Genomic DNA, 20,640 nt, shown 5'->3' on the forward strand with positions numbered 1-20,640 from the left:
TCAAAAAAGGAGAAGAAGATGGGAAAATTCGATAATTTATTTAGTTCTGTGGAAATCAGGGGAAACAAATATAGAAATAGAATTATTAACGCCCCTACCTTGTTTGCACATTCTGTTTTATTTTTGCCGGAAATTAAAGAGAATGTTTACCGCATGGTTGAAAACCGAGCAAAAGGTGGTTCAGGAGCCGTTTCAACGGGCGAAATTTCTGTAAATGCGCAGGAGGCAAGCTGCCTGTTTTTAGAAAGACCAATTGATTTTACAAAATATGAGGGGGATGACTTTGAGGCAATCAAAGAATATGCAACTAGAATAAAAAAGCATGGTGCGATTTCTTATTTGGAATTTTGCCATGAAGGTTCACGCTCCGAGGCAAAGCCGCCTTATCAGCCGTGGGGACCTGACGCCTATGTGCGTGAGGATTGCATAGAGGTAAAAGCTATGGATAAGGATATGATGGAAAAGGTCTGTAAGGATTACTATAACATATCCAAATTTGCCAGGGAATGCGGATTTGATGGTATTTTAATTCATGGAGGACATGGGTTTAATATTCAGGAATTTATTTCCCCTTGGACAAATCACAGAACAGATGAGTTTGGTGGAAGTATGGAAAATAAAGCTCGTTTTCCTAAAATGCTTATCGAAGCTGCCAGAAAAGGAATTGGAGAGGACAAAGTAATTGAGCTCAGAATCAGTGCACAGGATGGTGTGGAGGGTGGACTTACCATTGAAGATACAGTAGAATTTTGTAAGCTGATTGATGGTATGGTTGACATCATCCATGTTTCCAACGGCTTAAAATGGGCAGGAAATCAGACGAATACCTTTTCAGACTTCTTTGATGCCCACGGTGTAAATGTGGAGTATGCGGCTAAAATCAAACAGGCAGTTACCAAATCTTATGTGGCTGTGATAGGAGGCATTAATTCACCTGAGTTCGCGGAAGAGATTATTGCAAACAAGAAAGCAGATTTCATTGAGTTGGGAAGGCAGGGGTTTGCAGACCCTGAATTTGCCAATAAGGCAAAAAACGGTGAGGAAGATAAGATACGCCGCTGCGTGAGGTGCTTTCACTGCTATCCCGGATTTTGTGAGCATAAGACGGATGTTCCACTGTGGGAAAAAGGGCTTTCCAAGGAGGAGGTTGCTAAAATCTATAGTCCTGCCTCAATGGGAGAGTGTGCCATCAATCCGAATTCAGGCTTTCGACATTATGAAGAACAATATAAAATGCCGGAGGAAGCGAGAGACGTTCTGATCATAGGGGGCGGAGTCGGAGGTTTGCAGGCAGCCATTACAGCAAAAGAACGAGGACATAACATAACCTTGGCAGAGAAAACGGATAGACTTGGCGGTATTATTAATTTCACGGATATTGATGCGGATAAAAAAGATTTATGCAATTTTAAAAATCTTCTAATTCGGGAGGTTAAAGAAAAAGACATAAATGTACTGCTCAATACAAACGCAGATGAAAATTTTGTTTTAGATATGAATGCGGATGCAATTATCATAGCAGTGGGTGCAAAGACATTTGTGCCGAAAATCCCCGGAATTGAAACAGCAAAGCAAGCGCTTGAGGTATATGATGATTTGGAAGACATCGGAGAAGAGGTTGTAATTGTAGGAGGAGGTCTTGTAGGCTGCGAGGTCGGACTTTATTTGGCTGCAGAGAACAAGAAAGTGAGTATTGTTGAAATGAACTCTATGATGGCATTTGAAACCTTTGGATATTATCGAAATGCATTGCTTGACGAGATGGATAAGCGGGGAATAACGCAATATTTAGGGGCAAAATGCATGGAGATAAAGAAGGATGGAGTTTGTATTATACAGGAAGGAGAGGAAAAATTCATACCATGTACCACTGTCGTTTATTCTATGGGGATGACAGCAAAAACAGAGGAGGCAGAACAATTAGCGCAGGCATGCAAAGATAAGAAGGTTTTTATGGTGGGTGATTGCGTGAAGCCGGGAAAAGTAGGTGATTCCGTTAGAGCCGGATATCTTGCAGCACTGCAAATTAACTAAAAAGGAGAAGAACAATATGAAGGATAAGACAAAGATAGGTTTAGTACAGGCACTGGTAGGAGCAATCATTTTGACTTTATTGATGCAGATATTTGGAATAGCAGGTTTTGGTCAATATATGTGGATGTTATTTTTTCCAATACTGCTTTTCTTTGCATTGGGGGCAAAGTTTACAATCATACCGTCCATGATTGTATGCTATATCTGCGGCGTTCTATGGGCTTACTTAAATGGAATTGTGCAGGGAATATTTGCTTCGTTCTCATCAGAAATAGTTGTAAATATTGTACCGACTATTATCATTATATTTTTGGTGCTGACCATTCATCGAAATTTACTGGAAAATACGTTATTCGGAAATATCCCGGCACTATTTTTGGGAATGTGCACGACATTTTTTGTATTTATGATGGAGGTTGATTTGACACCTCTTCATCTGGTAGCCTTCTTCCTGTATGGTATATTTCTTGCTGCGTCACTGGTTGTTTCAGGCATGGTCGCTTGCAGTATCGTATTTGGGAAAGAAAGAACGATGGCGGTATTTACAAAAACAGAAGCAACACCAAGTAAGTAAAAAAAAAGACAATGACGACATTCCTTTGAATATTGTCATTGTCTTTTTCTTTTAGCGTACTAATTCCCCATACACCCCACCAAGCTCCTTCAGACCCTCGGCAATCAATTCGGCAAACACAACCGCACCCTCGTGCTGCAAATGAGCATCATCTGCAATGCCGTCCGGATAGGCTTTGTATTTTCCCTCTTCCAAATTCATAAACCAATGTTTTGACATCTCCAAATCCGTGTCAATCAAAAGCCTCTTGCTTTTGCTGCAAAGATCGATGCAGGGAACGTTTTCCCTCTCAGCAAGCGCCTTCATAGCGTCAGGGTAGTCAAAATGGACCTTGTCCTTAATTGTCCCGTTTTCGTCAAGAAAGCGGCAGTAGAGCGGTGTGATTAAAACAGGATGAGCGCCTGCATCTCTTGCTACATTTATCATTTTCAAGAGGTTTGTCTGATAATCTCCAAAGGCTGTCGTATGTCTTTGGGGATCCTCATTCCAGTCGTTGTGCCCAAATTCAATAAAAAAGAAATCACCCTCTTTTATCAGAGCTTCGATGGCTGTAAGCCGTCCTTCCTCGATAAAGCTCTTGGTGCTTCTGGCATTTTCAGCGTGGTTGCAGATAGAAACATCCGAGGTAACATATAATCGAAGTCCCTGTGCAATGCCCGTGCGAGGATAGGTATCAATATAGTTGTCCTTGACAGTGGAATCACCTGCCCAAAAAATTCTTGTTGTCATAAATAGAAAAGCCTCCTATGTAAATAAAACTAAATTAATTTATATTTCTATGATACCGAAATAAAACATAATATGCAATAGTAAGTAAAATTTACAACAAGAGTAATCCCCAAATTAAACCTTTATTTTTCGAAGGGGTTCCGATATAATAGAATGGTATGTGCTTATGGGAAAAAGTAACAGCGATAAATGTGAGATTTCGGAAATGAGGAAGATTTTTTGGAAAGATTTAATTATAAAAACAGGATATTGTGGTATTTATTAGTCGTTGTGTTCACCCCAATCATTGTATTAGGGGTATTTTCTTACAATACATATGTGACGGAGGTTACAAGGAACGTAAACCTGTCCACCGAGGCAACTGCAAATCAGGTAAAAGAGAGAATGGACAGCGTATTAATCAGCATCAAAAAGAGTTATCTGGAGGCGGAAGAGACAGACGAAATACGATGGCTTTTGAATACCTTTATTGATTATTCCGATTATTCTGAGTTGGTTGCGGCGATTGATGTATTGGACGGTTCTACCTGGCTGTCCGAATATATTGAGGGATTTTCCTTTATCAATTTTCAGACAGGCTGGGTACTCAGTAACCGAGGACTTTATGAATATGAAAATGTAGAAAATAAGGCGGATATGGAAATGCTCTATCAATACGGAGCAAACACTCTCACCCGTAATTTTTGGGTAAACAGAGTGGGTATTGATACGTCTTTAAAGTTAAGCAGAGAAGAAGTTAATTTAAATAATTTATCCTTCGTGTGTAAACTGCCTGCAAAGAGCAAGTCGCCTTATGCATTGATGATTGTGAACCTGAATCAGTCTAAGATAGAATCGATGATAAGCGATAACCTCGGAAACAATGACATCACAGTACTTGACGGCGATGGCAACTTGATTTACACGACGAATGAGGAGATTATGGAATACTGTCAGGCGAACCTTGATAAGCTGAGCGGTGAAACGATTCAGACAATCAAGCTGGGAAATGGAGAAGAACACAACGTCGCGGTGGCAGATTCCGATGATATGGACTGGAAGTATATCGTGAGCTATGATGTGAACAACATCAAGGCAGCCGCTGATAAAATCTTATCTTTTTCGATTGTAATGGGAATTGTTGTAATTTCAGGTGTTTTATTAATTATTTTAACAAGAAAAAGAATTTATGCTCCGGTATTTACCCTGACAAATTATATTTCAGATTTGATGGATACCAATAAGGAGAAAAAACAGAGAAATGAGTTTAAGTTTATTGCCGACAGCATTGATAATCTGGTCGGGAAGAATAATGCGCTTGAAAAGCTTATGGAAAACCAGCAGGAGCAGCTAGTTGAACTGTTTGAGCTTAGACTGATACGAAGCGAGGTAAAGGAGCACCGGATTGAGCCTTACTTAAACAGCTTAAAACTGGTTCGCAAACGGTTTATCGGTGTAATCGCTGTCAATATCAGCTCACAGGATGTCTTTGAAGAGTATGAGGAGACGAAGCAGGATGCCGTAAGGCTTGCAGTGGTGGAAAATCTTCCGCAGGAAATTAAGAAGAGACTCTTTATGCCTGCTATTGTCAACGCGCGGGTTATTACAATGGCGGTGACGGAGGATACTCAGGAGCTGCTGGAAGAGAAGCTTTTGCAAATCTATGATTTGATTTCCAAATATGTATTTGCAGAATATCAGATTTCAATCCATCTTGGTATCAGTAAAACGTTTGAGGATTTATTCCATTATCAGCGGGCGTATCAAGAGAGTTTGGAAGCGCTGAAAAACAGTGAATTTTTCCAGAATGAGCAAAAAACAGCAAGGCAGACAGACAGGCAGTTTCAGCCGGATGAAATAAACGGGATGATGTTCTATTCTGATATTATGAATACGGCAAAGGGATATGTTTACAATATTGCATTGGAAAAGGAAATAAGGGAAGCGGTGGACTTATGTGATAAGGAAGCGGCATTCGCAATTGTGGACAAATTCGTGGAAGAGCTGGTAAGCTACAAGGTATCCTCCAATGAAGCATCCTTTTATATGCACCGTTTTATGATATCCATTATATTGATTGCGAGCAATGCAGGGCTTGTGATTAACAATGTGTTCGGCGATGGCGCGAACAATATCTTCTTGAGCTTTAACCAAATTTATGACTTGGATAAGATGAGCAGGTTTTATAAGTATAAGGTAATCACACCGATTATCTCAGAGCTTGGGAAATTCAGAACGGGCCGTACGATGGAAATTATGGAGAGCATACAAGAGCTGGTAATTCAGACAAAGGGTGATATTACCTTAGCGGAGTGTGCAGAACGGCTTAATTATCACCCAAGCTATATCTGGAAGATTATGAAGTCAGAAAAGAATATTACATTTAGTGATTATATCGCAGAGTACAAAATTTCAGAGGCAAAACGAATGCTGACAACCACAACTTTGACGGTTGCAGATATTGCAGCAGCATTAAATTATACAAATACGCAGAATTTTATCAGGTTTTTCAGCAAGCATGTAGGAACGACTCCGGGTAAGTTCAGGCAGGAGTATGATAAAATGTTAGATAATTAAAGTTCATTAGTAAAAAGTGATAGTTTATAAAAAGTTAAGTCCGTATACTCGGTCAATTTTATGAGTATACGGATTTTTTAATGTCATAGGAAATTGCTATGCAATTTCCTATGACATTAAAACTATTTATGGGAACCTCGCGGAGTGGATAGTAGTTGCTGCGCAATCAGCTCCGGTGCAAAGTGTGAGCAAAGCTCACACTTTTTTAGTTATCCGTCGTCGGACTGAATAATCATTTCCTTTTTGACGGAAAAAGAGAGGGAAACAGAATGATTATTTGGGAATGAAAACAAGGTAAAATCTGTGTTAAGACAAGGTTAAGGACAAGCTGGTTATATCCAAAGTAAACAAAATGATTGTTGATGTAACCCTTTTTGAATAGTATAGTTGCACTGTAAATTGGTCGGTGCAAAAGAATTGGTGTACAAAATACACAAATATAAAAAGCACAAAAGATTTATCACTAAATTTAAGGAGGTCAAATATGAGTAAGGTTGCAAGTACACAAGTGCAAAAACCTACAAGAAACAAAGGTGAATTTATAAAATATTTTAAGCAGCACAAATGGCTATACGTTATGTTACTGCCTGGAGCACTATATTTTATAATTTTCCGGTATATTCCGATGGGAGGAATTGTCATTGCATTTCAGCAATACAGTCCGTTTACCGGAATTATGGGAAGTAAATGGGTGGGCTTGACCCATTTTAGAAACTTCTTTATAGGAACAGACTTTTGGATGCTGTTAAAAAATACATTGGGAATTTCAATTTTAAGTTTGATTTTTTATTTTCCGGCACCGATTATTTTGTCTCTTCTGTTAAATGAAATAAAAAACCAAAGATATAAAAAAGTAGTACAGACTTTTATCTATATCCCGCATTTTATTTCATGGGTTATCGTGGCGAGTCTCACCTATACACTATTCAATATCAACGACGGTATTATCAATCAAGTAATTGAGGCAACAGTGGGGCACACGATTAACTTCTTGGGATTGCCGCAGTATTTTAGAGGTTTGATTGTAGGTCAAAGTATTTGGAAGGAAACCGGTTATGGTACGATTATTTTCCTCGCAGCGCTCTCCGGTGTTGATACGCAGCTTTATGAGGCGGCAAAGGTAGACGGAGCAGGAAGATGGAGATTGATGTGGCATATCACCCTTCCCGCAATCAAAGGAACAATCATTATCATGCTGATACTTCGCGTCGGATCAATCTTAAATACAGGATATGAGCAGATTTTCTTGATGCGTAACTCACTCAATATCTCTACGGCAGAGGTGTTTGATACATACATTTATCAAAAAGGTATCACAAATGCACAGTATTCATACAGTACGGCTTCCGGATTATTTAAATCCGTTGTCGGCATGGTTATGGTACTCGGAGCAAACTGGATGGCTAAAAAATCAGGTGAATCAGGAATTTACTAGAAAGGCGGAGAATTTGAAATGGCAGATATAGCGATTATAAAAAGAAATAAAAACAAAATAAAAGCCAGTTGGTCAGACCGCACGATTCAGGTATTGATTTACCTATTCACAGGCTTTTGCGGTATTATCACACTGCTTCCTTTCCTCTATGTTTTGGCTGGTTCCTTTGCGACAGAAAGAGAATTGACGGAAAAGGCATTTTTCATCATACCGACAGAAATCTCATTTAATGCATATCAGTACATCGTGCAGACCGGGGAGGTATTCAGAGGGCTTAAAAACTCTTTGTTCCTCACGATAGTGGGAACCTGTATTCAGATGTTTTTTACGACAACATTTGCATACCCGTTATCCAAAACTCATTTTAAGGGCAGAAACCTTATTTTAAATCTTGTTATTGTGACAATGCTGTTTTCGGGCGGAATGATACCAACCTTTCTTTGGGTAAAACAGTTGGGATTGTATAACTCCTATTTGTCTCTGATGCTTTTGGGAGCAATCAATCCGTTTAATATGATTATTGTAAAAAAATTCTTTGAGGACTTGCCGGTGGAACTTGACGAGGCGGCAAGAATTGACGGGGCTACGGATTTACAGGTGTTTTACAAGGTGGCAATTCCGTTATCCAAACCGGTAATTGCATCTATTTCCTTATTCTACGCAGTAGGGCACTGGAATGATTATTTTAACGCAATGATCTATCTAAATAATCCGGCGAAGGAAACGGTACAGATTGTACTGAGGCGAATCGTATTGCTTGCCGGAGAAATCCAGACAGATATTATGAACTTTGACGCAATGGGCGTACCGCCTGATAAGGCAGTAAAAATGGCGGCAACAGTAGTTGCAACCGTACCGATTTTAGTTGTTTATCCATTTGTTCAAAAGTATTTTGCACAGGGTGTTATGGTTGGCGCCGTAAAAGGCTAAAACCATTATACTATAAAATAAAAAAATTTAAGGAGGAAAAGTATGAAATTGAAGAAATTGACTGCTATTATGCTCACCGTGGCATTAGCAACAGGAAGCCTGGCTGGCTGTGGAGGATCATCTGACAGTGCAGCAAGCTTGGCAGGAACGACGGAGAACGCAACGTCTACAGAGGGCGCAGCAGACAGTGCAACAGCAGAGGGAACAACAGAGAAACAAAACATTACCGTTATGACTTATGATTATGACGGAAGTCCGGTATCGGGAGAGCATTCAGAAGAAGTGTTACAGGAGATGGAGGATTTTACTAACACACATGTAGATTTTACATGGGTACCAAACGACAGTTATGAGGATAAGTTAAGCTTAACATTGGCTTCTGCTGATGATATGCCGATGATTATCTCTGTAAGTGCAATGTCAGCAGCGATTGTTGGCGCAGCAAAGGCCGGTGCTTTCTGGGATTTAAATGACTATATGTTTGATTCGGAAAAATATCCGAACCTTTCACAGGCAAACGCTTCCGTTAATGAAGGTGTCACAATCGACGGCCAGTTAATCGGTGTATACAAGGCAAGACCAATCGGTAGATATGGTATGGGCTACAGAGCAGACTGGGCTGAAAAGTTAGGACTGGATGCCCCTACCACAATCGAAGATGTATATGAGATGATGTATCAATTTACCTACGGTGATCCGGACGGAAACGGTGTTGACGATACTTATGGTTTAGCACTTTGCAAATACACAGGACCTTTTGATATTATGCAGACATGGTTTGGTGTAGGCAACAAGTGGGTAGAGCAGGATGGACAGTTAGTGCCTGTTTTCCAGACTGATGAATATATGGAAGCATTAAAATGGATTAAAAAAATGTATGATGACGGCTTAGTATATGAAGACTGGGCAGTTCGTGATACGGCTACATGGAAAGACAGCGTGAAAAACGGCGAATGCGGTATCTTTATCGACGTTTTGGACGGAGCCAGAAGTATTTGGGATTACTTTGTAACAAACGATGTACCTTCCGTTGTAGATGCAAGTGTACCTGCTTCTATGAACTTAATCGGAAGCATTGAAGGAAAAACTCTCGCGACCTCCGGTAACAATGGTTTCTTTGTTATTACTAAGGCAGCAGACACAGAAGAAAAATTAGCAGCATGCTTAAATTACTTAGACAAAATGTGCTCAGATGAGATGATTACCTTATCCTCCTACGGATTAGAGGGAACTCACTGGGAGCGCGACGCAGAAGGCTACTTAATAGATTTGGATGCAGAGGATGCCGTTTCAGCTAAGGCATATGCAGCATTAAATCAGACCGTTGCATACATTCCGAACTTGAAGGCATTAAGCCCAACTGTCAAATTGACAGAGAGACAGCAGTTAGAAGAAAAAGTAAAAGCGGAAAATGAAGCTGTTGCAGTGTTCAACCCGGCGATTGCTTACTTAAATAATTCTGAAACCTACTCCTTAAACGGAAGTACTCTGGATCAGATTATCGATGATGCAAGAACCCAGTATATCTGCGGACAGATTGATGAAACAGGTCTTCAGTCAGCAGTTGATAACTGGCTGGCACAGGGCGGTAAAACTGTAATTGAGGAAGTAAACGCACAGTATACAGCAGCGAAATAATAGAAAGCACGTAAACGAACATTTCTATTAGCAGGAGTAAAATAGAACAGAGGGCTGTCCAAGGACGGCCCTTTTTCTAAAAGACGGAGGAAGTATTATGATAAGTAATGTAAGAGTAAAAAATCTTGAGGATTCCTATGTTGTGATAAGCTGGGATAAACAGGAAGGCGCACAAAGCTATCGCGTGTACTGGGCAGATAAAGACATACCGACCATGAAATATAAATGTCTGGCAGAGACGAAAGAAGTAGAATTTAAGCTAAATAAGAGCACCCATGTTCCTCACTTTTTTAAGGTGGCAGCCGTTGTGAATGGGGAAGAACAGGGGATATCTGAGGTGCTTTCGACAAAAGTAAAAAAAGTTTTTCATGAACAGAGAGAAAAATTATCCAGGGGACTGATTGCTGTAAAGACAAAGACAGGCGTATTTTTAAGCTGGAGATTAATGATAGATGAAGTAAAGAGCTATTCTGAGACAGGACTTACAGGAACCGATTTTGTTGTATATAAAAACGGAATCAAACTTGCTCTTGTGACAGACAGCACAAACTTTTTGGATGAAGGGGGAACGGAGGAGGATGCCTATCAGGTTGCTGCTTTCACAGAAGGAAAAGAGAATGAAAAATCAGGCAAAGTAAAGTGCTTTACTTCCAAGGATAATTACATTGATATTCCGATGCAGATACCTGTCGGAGGAATAACACCGTCAGGGGAGAAATACGAGTACCATGTAAACGATATGAGTGTGGGCGATGTGGACGGAGACGGAGAGTACGAATATATTGTCAAATGGGACCCGACCAACTCACATGACGTATCCATCAAAGGATATACGGGAAAGTGCTATGTGGACTGCTATAAACTTGACGGCACCCTTCTTTGGAGGCTTGACATGGGCGTAAATATTCGTTCCGGTGCACATTACACACAGTTTATGGTGTATGATTTTAACAATGACGGCAAGGCGGAGATGGCAGTAAAAACCGCACCGGGTACAAAGATGACAGTTTATAACAAGGATGGCTCCGTAAAGACGGAAGCCTATATCACGATGCCGGAGGATGATGTGAAAAACGGTTATTCTCACACGGATAACTATGTATGCAGCGCGAAGGATTACTATGAGCATATTGTTTTGATGTTTATGGAATGGCATGTTCACAGTGAGGTTATAAGCGGACACTGGCCTGCAACCTTGGAGGAGTGCTTTGGAATTGAGAAGCAATATGAATACCCGCTTTCCAGGGAGGATGCAAAGAAGCTTGCCGATTATTTTATTCAGGTTTATGCAAAGGAGAGAAGTCCAAAGAATGAGCTGGATCAATTTGAGGGCTTTATCTATGAAGGACCGGAGTATTTGACCATGTTCGGAGGCGACGGTGAGGAGCTTGAGACAATTCGGTTCAAATATGGACGCGAGGACGACGGGCTTATGTGGGGCGATTATGCGATGAATCGAATTGAACCATGCAACAGGGTTGACAGATTCCTATCTGGGGTAGCATACTTAGATGGAGAGAGACCGTATTTGATTATATGCAGAGGCTATTATACACGTACGACCATTGTGGCATATGAGTTTTTCGAAGGCAGATTCAAAGAATATTTCAGTATCGATTCTGGTTTTGTTCCGATGAGCAATCCATTTTCTGATAATCCGCATATGGAGGGCGGAACGGATGCAACCTACGGGATTTTAGCCGGTCAGGGAAATCACAGCCTTTCTACGGCAGATGTGGATGGAGACGGCTTTCAGGAAATTATATATGGGGCGGCGGTCATCGACCATGACGGAAGCGTGTTATACAGCAGTCACGGCTATTTGCCTGATGGGACTTATGCAAAGCTTGGGCACGGAGATGCGCTGCATGTTGCCAATATTGATCCTGACAGACCGGGGCTTGAGATTTTTAACGTATTCGAGGGTGCTATGTTTGCGCCGTACGGCTTTGCGCTTCGGGATGCCGAGACAGGCGAGGTGCTCTTTGGAGAGTATGCGGAGACGGATTTAGGACGCTGTATGATAGGAGATATCAATCCAAAGGAACGCGGTTTGCAGGTGTGGGTTTATGATGTGCGCTCCTGTGACGGCAGAATATTGGAGGATAAGCTTCTCGGAACAAATCAGTCTATTCGGTGGGCGGCAGATATGACGACACAGGTGTTGGATGGTGCCGATTTATTTGGTAAGCACAGCGGTGTAATCAACGATAATATTCACGGAAATATGCTGATACCGGAAAATATGGCGACGAACAACGGAACAAAGGGAAATCCGTGTCTGATTGCCGATGTATTCGGCGATTTCAGGGAGGAGCTTTTACTTCGAAAAGCAGATAACAGCGCAATTCGCATCTATACAAATACGGATATAACGAACCACAAACTATTTACCTTGATGCACGATATACAATACCGGACTGGTGTTGCATGGCAAAACAATTGCTATAACCAGCCGGGTTATACAAAGTTTTACTATGCTTCCGATATGGAATGGGAGTATGTATTACCGCAGCTTATCAAACAGGAGGAGACAAAATGAGCAAATTACTAAAAAACATTTACACCTGCTTTCCGGAGGGAAAACACAAAGTACTGACCATGAGCTATGATGACGGAAAAGAGGAGGACAGAAGATTAGTTTCACTTTTCAACGAGTATGGAATCAAGGGTACCTTTAACCTCAATGCCGGAATTGACTGGGATGAAAAAAGAATACCGACCGGTGAATATCAAAAGCTGTATGAGGGTCATGAGGTGGCAAGTCATACCTACACTCACCCGACCATCGAGAGATGTCCGATTGAACAGGTGATTGCACAGGTAATCGAGGACAGAAAGGGCTTGGAAAAGCTTGTGGGATATCCGGTTCGCGGTATGGCATATCCAAACGGCTCCTACACAAAGGAGATTCAGGAGATACTGCCAAAGCTTGGCATTCAGTATTCCCGAGTGGTAGGAGATTCCGATAATTTTGCGATGCCAAGAGATTACACAGAATGGAAGGCAACCTGCCACCACAACCATAATCTGCTGGAATTAGGGCAGCAGTTTGTTGAGCTGTTTAAAAAGCAATACCTGTACATGATGTATGTGTGGGGACACAGCTATGAGTTTTCAGATAGGGACAACTGGGATGTGATGGAGGATTTCTGTAAGCTGGTCGGACATAGAGACGATATCTGGTATGCGACAAACATACAGATATATGACTATATGGAGGCAGCAGGCAGATTACAGTATGCGGCGGACAGCAGCTTTGTATACAACCCTTCTGCAATGTCTGTATGGATCAGCGTAGACGAGAAGATAATTGAGATACCGGGCGGAAGACAGGTAGAAATAGAGGCATAATTATGGAAAGAACCAAGCTGCATTTTTTAGAAAATAGAAGGGATCATGGCTATGTAAACTTCGGAACATTGTGGGAGAAAGGAAAGGTCTCGCCAAAGTATGGCTTTTCTCTTTTGGCAGACGGGAAGAGACAGGATATACAGACAAGAATTACTGCATATTGGCCTGACGGTTCCGTAAAGTGGGCAGCCCACAGCGCAAATATCAAAAAGGGCGCCGAGGACATCACGGTGGAAAGTAAGAGAGGCGATGAAAGCTACACTGATTCCATTCAGATATCGGAAAATTCTGAAGCCATTGTGGTTGACACGAAAAAAATGTCCGTGGTCTTTTCCAAAAAGGGAGAATATCTCATTGATAAAATTGAGACAGAAGGAAAAATCAGTGCATTTCACGGAAAGCTGATAGGAATTTTGGAGGAAAGAGGCAAAGAAGGAGCCACCATTATAAAGAAGGAGGTTCCATACAGATCCAAAATTCATGAGACTGTTATCGAGGAGCAGGGAAGGCTGAAAACGGTTATAAAAATAACGGGGATACATATAAACGAAGAGACTGGCAGAGAGGTACTTCCTTTCATTGTGCGCTTTACCGCCTATTATGGTTCAGAAGAGCTGCATATGACACATACCTTTTTGTATGACGGAAAGCCGGAAGAGGATTTTTTGAAGGGGCTTGGAATACAGTTTGCCTGTCAGATGGATGGTGCAATGTATAACCGACATGTGAAAATACTCGGTGAAACTGGCGTGTTCCATGAGGCGATGCAGTTACTTTTAAGCTGGAGACCGCCTGTTGCAAAAGGCTTGTATGAGGCACAGCTAAGCGGTGAATTTTTACAGCTTGACCGGAATACAGATAGGACTACCTTTGAGGCGATTGACGATATGACCGTGTGGGACAGCTATCGAATCATACAAGACAGCGCTAATCATTATTTGGTGAAAAAAAGCACTGGAAAAGAGGATTGCTGTTATATTTCCTGCTTGCAGGGTGAGCAGGCGAAGGGTGTTATTCACGTGGCAGGAGAAAACGGCGGAATTGCACTTGGAATGCGAAACTTCTGGGAGAAATATCCTTCCTCTTTCTGGATTGATGATATTAAAAAGGATGTGTGTCAGGTCACAGCGTGGATTTGGTCGCCGGAGGCAGAGGCGATGGATTTCAGACATTATGATGATGTGGGGCATGCAAGTGCTTATTATGAGGGCTTTCATGAGGTAGGGGCAACCCCTTACGGAATTGCCAATACAAATGAGCTTGTATTAAAAAGCTTTGCCGGAAGAGTTGCCGGTGATGAGGAGCTTTCTGATTTATATGAGGTGGTGCAAAAGCCGGCTATTCTTGTTGCATCGCCAGAGGAATACCACGAGAAGAGGGCATTCGGTATATGGAGTCTTCCTTCTCGCGAAACGGCAGTGGAGAGCTGGCTTGAGGAACAGCTTGATTTGGCAGTGGAATTTTATAAAAATGAAGTGAAGACAAGAAAATGGTATGGTCTTTTTAACTATGGAGACTTTATGCACACTTACGATAAGGCAAGACACTGCTGGCGGTATGATATGGGTGGTTATGCATGGCAGAATACGGAGTTAGTTCCGACTTACTGGCTTTGGTATGCGTTTCTTCGTTCCGGACGTGAGGATATCTATTCCCTGGCCGAAGCGATGACAAGACATTGCTCCGAGGTGGATGTTTATCACCTTGGAGAATACAAGGGTATCGGCTCAAGGCACAATGTGGTGCATTGGGGCTGCTCTTGCAAGGAACCTCGGATTGCGATGGCGGGACATCACAGATTTTTCTATTATCTAACGGGAGACAACCGTATGGAGGATATTTTTGATGACGTGAAGGACGCGGACTTCTCCTCCCTCAACATTGACCCGCTTCGTTTCTTCTATGATAAAGACAAGATGGTGTATCCGACTCATGCCCGCTCAGGACCGGACTGGTCCAGCTATGTGGCAAACTGGATTACGCAGTGGGAGCGTAAGCAGGACGAGAGCTATAAAAATAAAATATTAGTCGGTATGGAGGACTTAAAGCAGGCACCGCTTCAGTTGACTTCCGGTTCTGATTATGAGTATGACCCGGAAAGCGGGCACTTAAGATATATCGGCGAGTATGCGACCGGCGGTTCCCATCTTGCACTTTGCATGGGAGCGGCACAGATATGGACAGAGCTTGCGGACATGATAGAGGATGACGAGTGGAGAAAGATGATTGCCGACTTTGGTGTGTTTTATTTTGATACCCCAGAGGAAAAGAGGAGAAAAAGCAAGGATACAATAGGAGACCGAGAGTTTGACCACGGCTATATGGCGGCTTCGATGGCAGCCTATGGAGCAAATTATTACAAGGACAGCAAGCTTGCCGATAAGGTATGGCGTTCCCTGTTTGACATTATGCTGTCGATAGGGGACCGAGACGGCTTTGCGCCAAAGCAGGGACAGGAATATGTATACACGAAGGGCTTAAATGAAATTCCTTGGATTAGCACGAACTTCACCTCTCAGTGGTGTCTAAACGTCATTGTGGCACTAGAGCTGATTAAAAATGATTTGGCTGAAAGCTTAGAAGGGTACGAGAAAGAGTAGAGATACAAAGGGGGTGTTGCAAAGCAGATAAATAATCTACTATTGCAACACCCCTATTTTTATATCATAGGAAATTGCTTTGTTATTCTTATTTCTCAAATTCCGGCAAAGTACGTTTTAAAAATTCTCTCGTTCTTTCCTGTGTCGGATTATTAAAGATTTGTTCTGGGCTTCCTTCCTCCACAATCACTCCCTGATCCATGAACACAACCCGGTCGGAGACTTCTTTTGCAAATCCCATCTCATGGGTAACTACAAGCATGGTAAGTCCTCCGTCAGCAAGCTCCTTCATAACTTTTAATACCTCACCTACCATTTCCGGATCAAGAGCAGAGGTAGGCTCATCAAACAGCAATACATCCGGCTCCATGGAAAGGGCTCTTGCTATGGCGACTCTTTGCTTTTGTCCGCCGGAAAGCTGCTTAGGCTTTGCTTTTAAATACTGATCCATTCCAACTACTTTAAGGAATTTTATGGCTACTTCTTCCGCTTCCTTCTGGGCACGTTTTAAAATCTTTACCTGTCCTACCACACAGTTACTTAAGACATTGTGATTGTTAAACAGATTAAACTGCTGGAAAACCATTCCCAGCTTTGTACGGTATTTATAAATATCATGCTGATCGTCCAGTATGTTTTCACCTTTATAAATAATCTGTCCTCCCGTTGGCTTTTCCAACAGATTGATGCAGCGAAGAAGGGTTGATTTTCCTGAACCGGAAGAACCGATGATGCATACAACTTCTCCCGTATTTACTGAAAAATCTATATCTTTTAATACTTCATGTGTTCCGAAAGCTTTACTTAAATGCTGTACTTCTATTACTTTTTCCATTTTATTTCCTCCTCTCTTCGCAATTATACCTGCATCTGGTTCATGGAATAATTAGCCGGACCATCCAGACGTTTTTCAAGGTATCTTAGTATTCTTGTAACTGTAAATGTCATAACAAAATAAATTACACATGCTACAAAGAAGGATTCAAAGTATCTAAAGTTATTTCCGGCAACTGATTTCGTCTGGAAATAAAGTTCTGTAACTGCAATTACGTTTAAAACAGAAGTATCTTTTATATTAATTACAAATTCATTTCCTGTTGCAGGCAGAATATTTCTGATTACCTGAGGAAGCACTACGTTACTCATGGTTTGGAAATGATTCATACCGATTGCCTCTGCGGCTTCGAACTGACCTTTATCAATTGAAACAATACCGCCTCGGATAATTTCGGACATATAGGCTCCTGTGTTGATGGAAACGATAAAAATTGCGGCTCCAACAGGATTCATATGTATTCCAAATGCCAATGCTGATCCATAATAGATTACCATTGCCTGTACAATCATCGGAGTTCCTCTGAATATCTCCACATAAATGGAAAGCAGGGCATTGATAATTTTTTGAAGAATTCTTTTTCCTCTTTTCACCGGAACTGGGATTGTCTTAACAACACCTACAATCAGACCTAAGAAAAATCCAAGAACCGTACCTATCATGGAAACCAGTAAGGTCATTCCCGCACCTCTTAAAAACATCGGTCCGTTTTCTTTTATGATGCTGACTACCCATGAAAGGCTTGTCTGCTCTGCTTCGGAACCCGGCTGGTTTTTAATCGCATCATCCATCAACTGTTGACGTTGCTCCTGTGATACGCCTGCCAGAATCTCATTAATCTTTGGGGTCAAATCACTTCCCTTTGCCACACCAACGGAAATCGCCGTATCTTCTTCGTTTGTAACAAATCCCTCTTGAAACTCAACCATGACAAAATTATGGTTCTTTGCAGAAGCACTCACACCTTCCGGTCTTTCTGATACATATCCGTCAATGATTCCTGACTGGAGGGCAACCCTCATTGCAGGGAAGTTGTCCATCGCTGTTTGCTTTAAAACGCCGTCGATCTGGTCGATTACACTATAGTGAAATGTATTCAACTGGGCAGTTATCTTGGCATCGGAAAAATCCTGTATGGATGTCGCATTTTCATACTGTCCGCCCTTTAGTACGACCATGACTAAATTAGATTTATAGTAAATATCGGTGAAATCTATGGTTTCTTTTCTCTCAGCGGTAGGAGACATACCTGCTATAATCGCATCAATCTTTCCTGACTGAAGTGCAGGAACAAGTCCATCCCACTCTGTTTTTACGATTACAAGTTCTTTGCCTAATTTTTCAGCAATAATTTTGGCTATCTCAACGTCATAGCCCCCCGCGTATTCTTCGTTTCCATCAATTTTTACGCCGCCGTTTGAAGCATCGTTTTGCGTCCAGTTAAATGGAGGGTATCCTGCTTCCATACCTACTCGAAATACATTATCATTTTCTGACACACTGGTTGTATCCACAGAAGTTTCGTTTGCGGCTGCTTTTACTATATTGCCAGAGCTCATAGATAAACCAACTAGCAACGGTAAAATTAGAAGTGCTGCAAAAATCTGTATTCTTAATGTTTTTTTCAAATTTATTTCTCCTTTATTTCAGTTTATGCTGCTTTGAAAGTCTCAAGGATTTCCTAAGTCGTAATAAGTCTAAAATATAGATTAAATATTGTCAACATAATAATTGATATTATTGTTGATTTTCTTCATATTTCTAAAGACAGCTTCCATAGGTAAATACCTAAATCCTTAGCGAGGTATTCCACGAGCTTAGTGTTTATGGTATAATGCACGCGCTTAGCGAGGTGTTTTCGAGCTTAGCAAGGCAGATACCTAAATCCTTAGCGAGGTCTTTCACGAGCTTAGTGTTTATGGTATAATGCACGCGCTTAGCGAGGTGTTTTCGAGCTTAGCAAGGCAGATACCTAAATCCTTAGCGAGGTATTCCACGAGCTTAGTATTTATGGTATAATGCACGCGCTTAGCGAGGTGTTTTCGAGCTTAGCAAGGCAGATACCTAAATCCTTAGCGAGGTATTCCACGAGCTTAGTATTTATGGTATAATGAGGATTATACTTGTTTTAGAAAAAACAACAATACGAGGTGTATGCGATGAGAATGTATGATTTGATTATGAAAAAAAGAAACGGCAAGACATTGGATCAAAACGAAATAAATTTCATGGTGGAGGGGTTCACAAACGGAAGCATACCGGATTACCAGATGTCGGCAATGATGATGGCGATTTATTTTCAAGGCATGAATGATGAGGAAACACTTGCTTTGACGATGGCGATGGCACACAGCGGTGATGTCTTAGACCTATCGGCAATAAACGGCTTAAAGGCAGATAAGCACAGTACGGGCGGCGTAGGTGATAAGACCTCGCTTGTACTCGGACCTATGGTAGCAGCACTTGGTGTGCCTGTGGCGAAAATGTCAGGCAGAGGGCTTGGACATACAGGCGGAACAATCGATAAGCTGGAAAGCTTTGAGGGATTTTCAGTGGATATTTCAACGGAGCAATTTATCGAGAATGTAAATACGATAAAAATGGCAATTATCGGACAGACTGCTGATTTGGCACCTGCGGATAAGAAGCTGTATGCACTCAGGGATGTGACAGCGACAGTTGACAATATGTCATTGATTGCGAGCAGTATTATGAGCAAAAAGCTTGCGGCAGGAGCAGATACGATTGTGCTTGATGTAAAAACCGGAAGTGGTGCTTTTATGAAGACCGAGGAAGACGCCTTTGCTCTCGCAAAGGAAATGGTTCAAATCGGAAAGGGAGCGGGCAGAAATACCGTTGCGATTGTGTCGGATATGGATCAGCCGCTTGGTTTTGCGGTAGGAAATGCCTTAGAGGTAAAGGAAGCGATTGATACGCTGAACGGAGAAGGCTCCAGGGAGCTGCTGGAGCTATGCGTGACGCTTGGTTCCTATATGTTAGTCGGAACGAACAATGCCAAATCAATTGAGGAGGCACGGGAGAGTCTTTACGAGACAATTGAAAGCAAAGCTGCATTACATAAGCTTGCTGAGTTTGTAAGGGCGCAGGGCGGCAATGATGCTCCTGTTTATAACACCACACTTCTTCCGACGGCTTCCCTTGTGGAGGAGATTCCTGCAAAGGAAGAGGGGTATGTGGAGCATATTATCACTGACGAAATCGGTATTGTATCCCTGATATTAGGCGGAGGAAGAGAGACGAAGGAGAGCGAAATCGATTTGTCTGTCGGGCTGGTTCTTCATAAGAAGGTGGGTGATTCTGTTGCAAAGGGAGAGAGCCTTGCAACTATTTATGCCAATGACAATGCAAAGCTTCAGGCGGCGAAGGAAAGATTTGAAAAGACCTATTTTATTACGAAGGAAAAGAAAGAAAAACCGAAGTTTATCAGAGGAATCGTAGAATAGGCAAAGTACTGTACAACAGTATTTTTGTGCATAAATCTTGCTATAAAACGAGGATCAAACAGCAATGTACATGGAGTCGGAAAAGCCGGCTCCATGTACGTCTTGGTCCTATTTCGGGCGGTATCGAATGTTTCGTATCAGAACTTCATATAATAGCAATAGTTACATACAACTGACAGGAGGTCGTTACACAATGAAAAAAAGAGCTGCTGCCAGCCAAAAAAATACGCAGTTTATGGAGAATGTGGCAGATACTTTGAAGCTTCCAAAGGATTTGCTTTTGGGTGCAGCGATTTTGACCGTGACAGGACAATGTGAAGCGTATGTAGAAAATTATAGCGGAATTATTGAATATACGGACAAAAAAATCAAATTGCAGACAAAGACATGTCGAATCGAGGTCAGTGGGGAGCGGTTGATGATTGTATATTACACGAATGACGAAATGAAGATAACGGGTCGGATTGATGAAATAAAATATCAGCACTAGG

The 20,640-nt window shown here is 41.7% G+C and carries 14 protein-coding genes; 11 read left to right on the top strand and 3 right to left on the bottom strand.

What is annotated here, in order from left to right; genetic code table 11:
- Positions 1-18: 18 nt before the first annotated feature.
- Together CTY48_RS05975 and CTY48_RS05980 are read left to right on the top strand one after the other, a co-directional pair.
- Positions 19-2,034, top strand: a complete 2,016-nt coding sequence (locus CTY48_RS05975) for an oxidoreductase (RefSeq protein WP_099467616.1) — start codon at positions 19-21, stop codon at positions 2,032-2,034.
- Between the two features lie 16 nt (positions 2,035-2,050).
- Positions 2,051-2,608 carry a DUF1097 family protein gene (locus CTY48_RS05980; RefSeq protein ID WP_099467617.1) on the top strand — a complete coding sequence of 186 codons (558 nt, stop codon included), beginning with the start codon at positions 2,051-2,053 and terminating at the stop codon, positions 2,606-2,608.
- A 51-nt stretch (positions 2,609-2,659) separates the two neighbouring features.
- Here CTY48_RS05980 and CTY48_RS05985 read toward each other — a convergent pair whose 3' ends face one another.
- Positions 2,660-3,337: a rhamnogalacturonan acetylesterase gene (locus CTY48_RS05985; protein ID WP_099467618.1), complete on the bottom strand. Its 678-nt coding sequence runs from the start codon at positions 3,335-3,337 to the stop codon at positions 2,660-2,662.
- Positions 3,338-3,556: 219 nt separating this feature from the next.
- Between CTY48_RS05985 and CTY48_RS05990 the strand changes: the two genes are divergently transcribed.
- The 7 genes from CTY48_RS05990 (at position 3,557) to CTY48_RS06020 (ending at position 15,850) form a co-directional block, all read left to right on the top strand.
- Entirely contained in the window at positions 3,557-5,893 is a 2,337-nt protein-coding gene (locus CTY48_RS05990) for a helix-turn-helix domain-containing protein (protein WP_099467619.1), read from the top strand.
- 484 nt (positions 5,894-6,377) lie between these two features.
- Positions 6,378-7,328: an ABC transporter permease gene (locus CTY48_RS05995; protein WP_099467620.1), complete on the top strand. Its 951-nt coding sequence runs from the start codon at positions 6,378-6,380 to the stop codon at positions 7,326-7,328.
- A gap of 18 nt (positions 7,329-7,346) precedes the next feature.
- Positions 7,347-8,258, top strand: coding sequence for a carbohydrate ABC transporter permease (locus tag CTY48_RS06000; RefSeq protein ID WP_099467621.1), 912 nt, complete (start codon positions 7,347-7,349; stop codon positions 8,256-8,258).
- A gap of 42 nt (positions 8,259-8,300) precedes the next feature.
- Complete coding sequence (locus tag CTY48_RS06005) at positions 8,301-9,896, top strand: extracellular solute-binding protein (RefSeq protein ID WP_099467622.1); 1,596 nt, start codon at positions 8,301-8,303, stop codon at positions 9,894-9,896.
- Positions 9,897-9,993: 97 nt separating this feature from the next.
- Complete coding sequence (locus CTY48_RS06010) at positions 9,994-12,438, top strand: rhamnogalacturonan lyase (protein WP_180272656.1); 2,445 nt, start codon at positions 9,994-9,996, stop codon at positions 12,436-12,438.
- Positions 12,435-13,250 carry a polysaccharide deacetylase family protein gene (locus tag CTY48_RS06015; protein ID WP_099467623.1) on the top strand — a complete coding sequence of 272 codons (816 nt, stop codon included), beginning with the start codon at positions 12,435-12,437 and terminating at the stop codon, positions 13,248-13,250. The genes CTY48_RS06010 and CTY48_RS06015 overlap by 4 nt, the downstream gene beginning before the upstream one ends.
- Before the next feature lie 2 nt (positions 13,251-13,252).
- Entirely contained in the window at positions 13,253-15,850 is a 2,598-nt protein-coding gene (locus CTY48_RS06020) for an exo-rhamnogalacturonan lyase family protein (protein ID WP_236354781.1), read from the top strand.
- Positions 15,851-15,938: 88 nt separating this feature from the next.
- On the opposite strand, the gene CTY48_RS06025 is transcribed toward CTY48_RS06020, so the two are convergent.
- Positions 15,939-16,685, bottom strand: a complete 747-nt coding sequence (locus CTY48_RS06025) for an amino acid ABC transporter ATP-binding protein (protein WP_099467625.1) — start codon at positions 16,683-16,685, stop codon at positions 15,939-15,941.
- A 23-nt stretch (positions 16,686-16,708) separates the two neighbouring features.
- Positions 16,709-18,313: an ABC transporter permease subunit gene (locus CTY48_RS20025; protein WP_331463147.1), complete on the bottom strand. Its 1,605-nt coding sequence runs from the start codon at positions 18,311-18,313 to the stop codon at positions 16,709-16,711.
- Positions 18,314-18,844: 531 nt separating this feature from the next.
- Between CTY48_RS20025 and CTY48_RS06035 the strand changes: the two genes are divergently transcribed.
- Positions 18,845-20,149: a pyrimidine-nucleoside phosphorylase gene (locus CTY48_RS06035; RefSeq protein WP_099467626.1), complete on the top strand. Its 1,305-nt coding sequence runs from the start codon at positions 18,845-18,847 to the stop codon at positions 20,147-20,149.
- 193 nt (positions 20,150-20,342) lie between these two features.
- Complete coding sequence (locus tag CTY48_RS06040) at positions 20,343-20,639, top strand: YabP/YqfC family sporulation protein (protein ID WP_099467627.1); 297 nt, start codon at positions 20,343-20,345, stop codon at positions 20,637-20,639.
- Position 20,640 lies beyond the last annotated feature (1 nt).

The organism is Konateibacter massiliensis (genome assembly GCF_900184995.1).
Taxonomy (GTDB): Bacteria; Bacillota; Clostridia; order Lachnospirales; family Lachnospiraceae; genus Lachnotalea; species Lachnotalea massiliensis.

Excerpts from the sequence above, each read along its gene's own strand:
- CTY48_RS05975 (WP_099467616.1), top strand. The coding sequence starts at position 19 with ATGGGAAAATTCGATAATTTATTTAGTTCTGTGGAAATCAGGGGAAAC.
- CTY48_RS05980 (WP_099467617.1), top strand. The coding sequence starts at position 2,051 with ATGAAGGATAAGACAAAGATAGGTTTAGTACAGGCACTGGTAGGAGCA.
- CTY48_RS05985 (WP_099467618.1), bottom strand. The coding sequence starts at position 3,337 with ATGACAACAAGAATTTTTTGGGCAGGTGATTCCACTGTCAAGGACAAC.
- CTY48_RS05995 (WP_099467620.1), top strand. The coding sequence starts at position 6,378 with ATGAGTAAGGTTGCAAGTACACAAGTGCAAAAACCTACAAGAAACAAA.
- CTY48_RS06000 (WP_099467621.1), top strand. The coding sequence starts at position 7,347 with ATGGCAGATATAGCGATTATAAAAAGAAATAAAAACAAAATAAAAGCC.
- CTY48_RS06005 (WP_099467622.1), top strand. The coding sequence starts at position 8,301 with ATGAAATTGAAGAAATTGACTGCTATTATGCTCACCGTGGCATTAGCA.
- CTY48_RS06010 (WP_180272656.1), top strand. The coding sequence starts at position 9,994 with ATGATAAGTAATGTAAGAGTAAAAAATCTTGAGGATTCCTATGTTGTG.
- CTY48_RS06015 (WP_099467623.1), top strand. The coding sequence starts at position 12,435 with ATGAGCAAATTACTAAAAAACATTTACACCTGCTTTCCGGAGGGAAAA.
- CTY48_RS06020 (WP_236354781.1), top strand. The coding sequence starts at position 13,253 with ATGGAAAGAACCAAGCTGCATTTTTTAGAAAATAGAAGGGATCATGGC.
- CTY48_RS06025 (WP_099467625.1), bottom strand. The coding sequence starts at position 16,685 with ATGGAAAAAGTAATAGAAGTACAGCATTTAAGTAAAGCTTTCGGAACA.
- CTY48_RS06035 (WP_099467626.1), top strand. The coding sequence starts at position 18,845 with ATGAGAATGTATGATTTGATTATGAAAAAAAGAAACGGCAAGACATTG.
- CTY48_RS06040 (WP_099467627.1), top strand. The coding sequence starts at position 20,343 with ATGAAAAAAAGAGCTGCTGCCAGCCAAAAAAATACGCAGTTTATGGAG.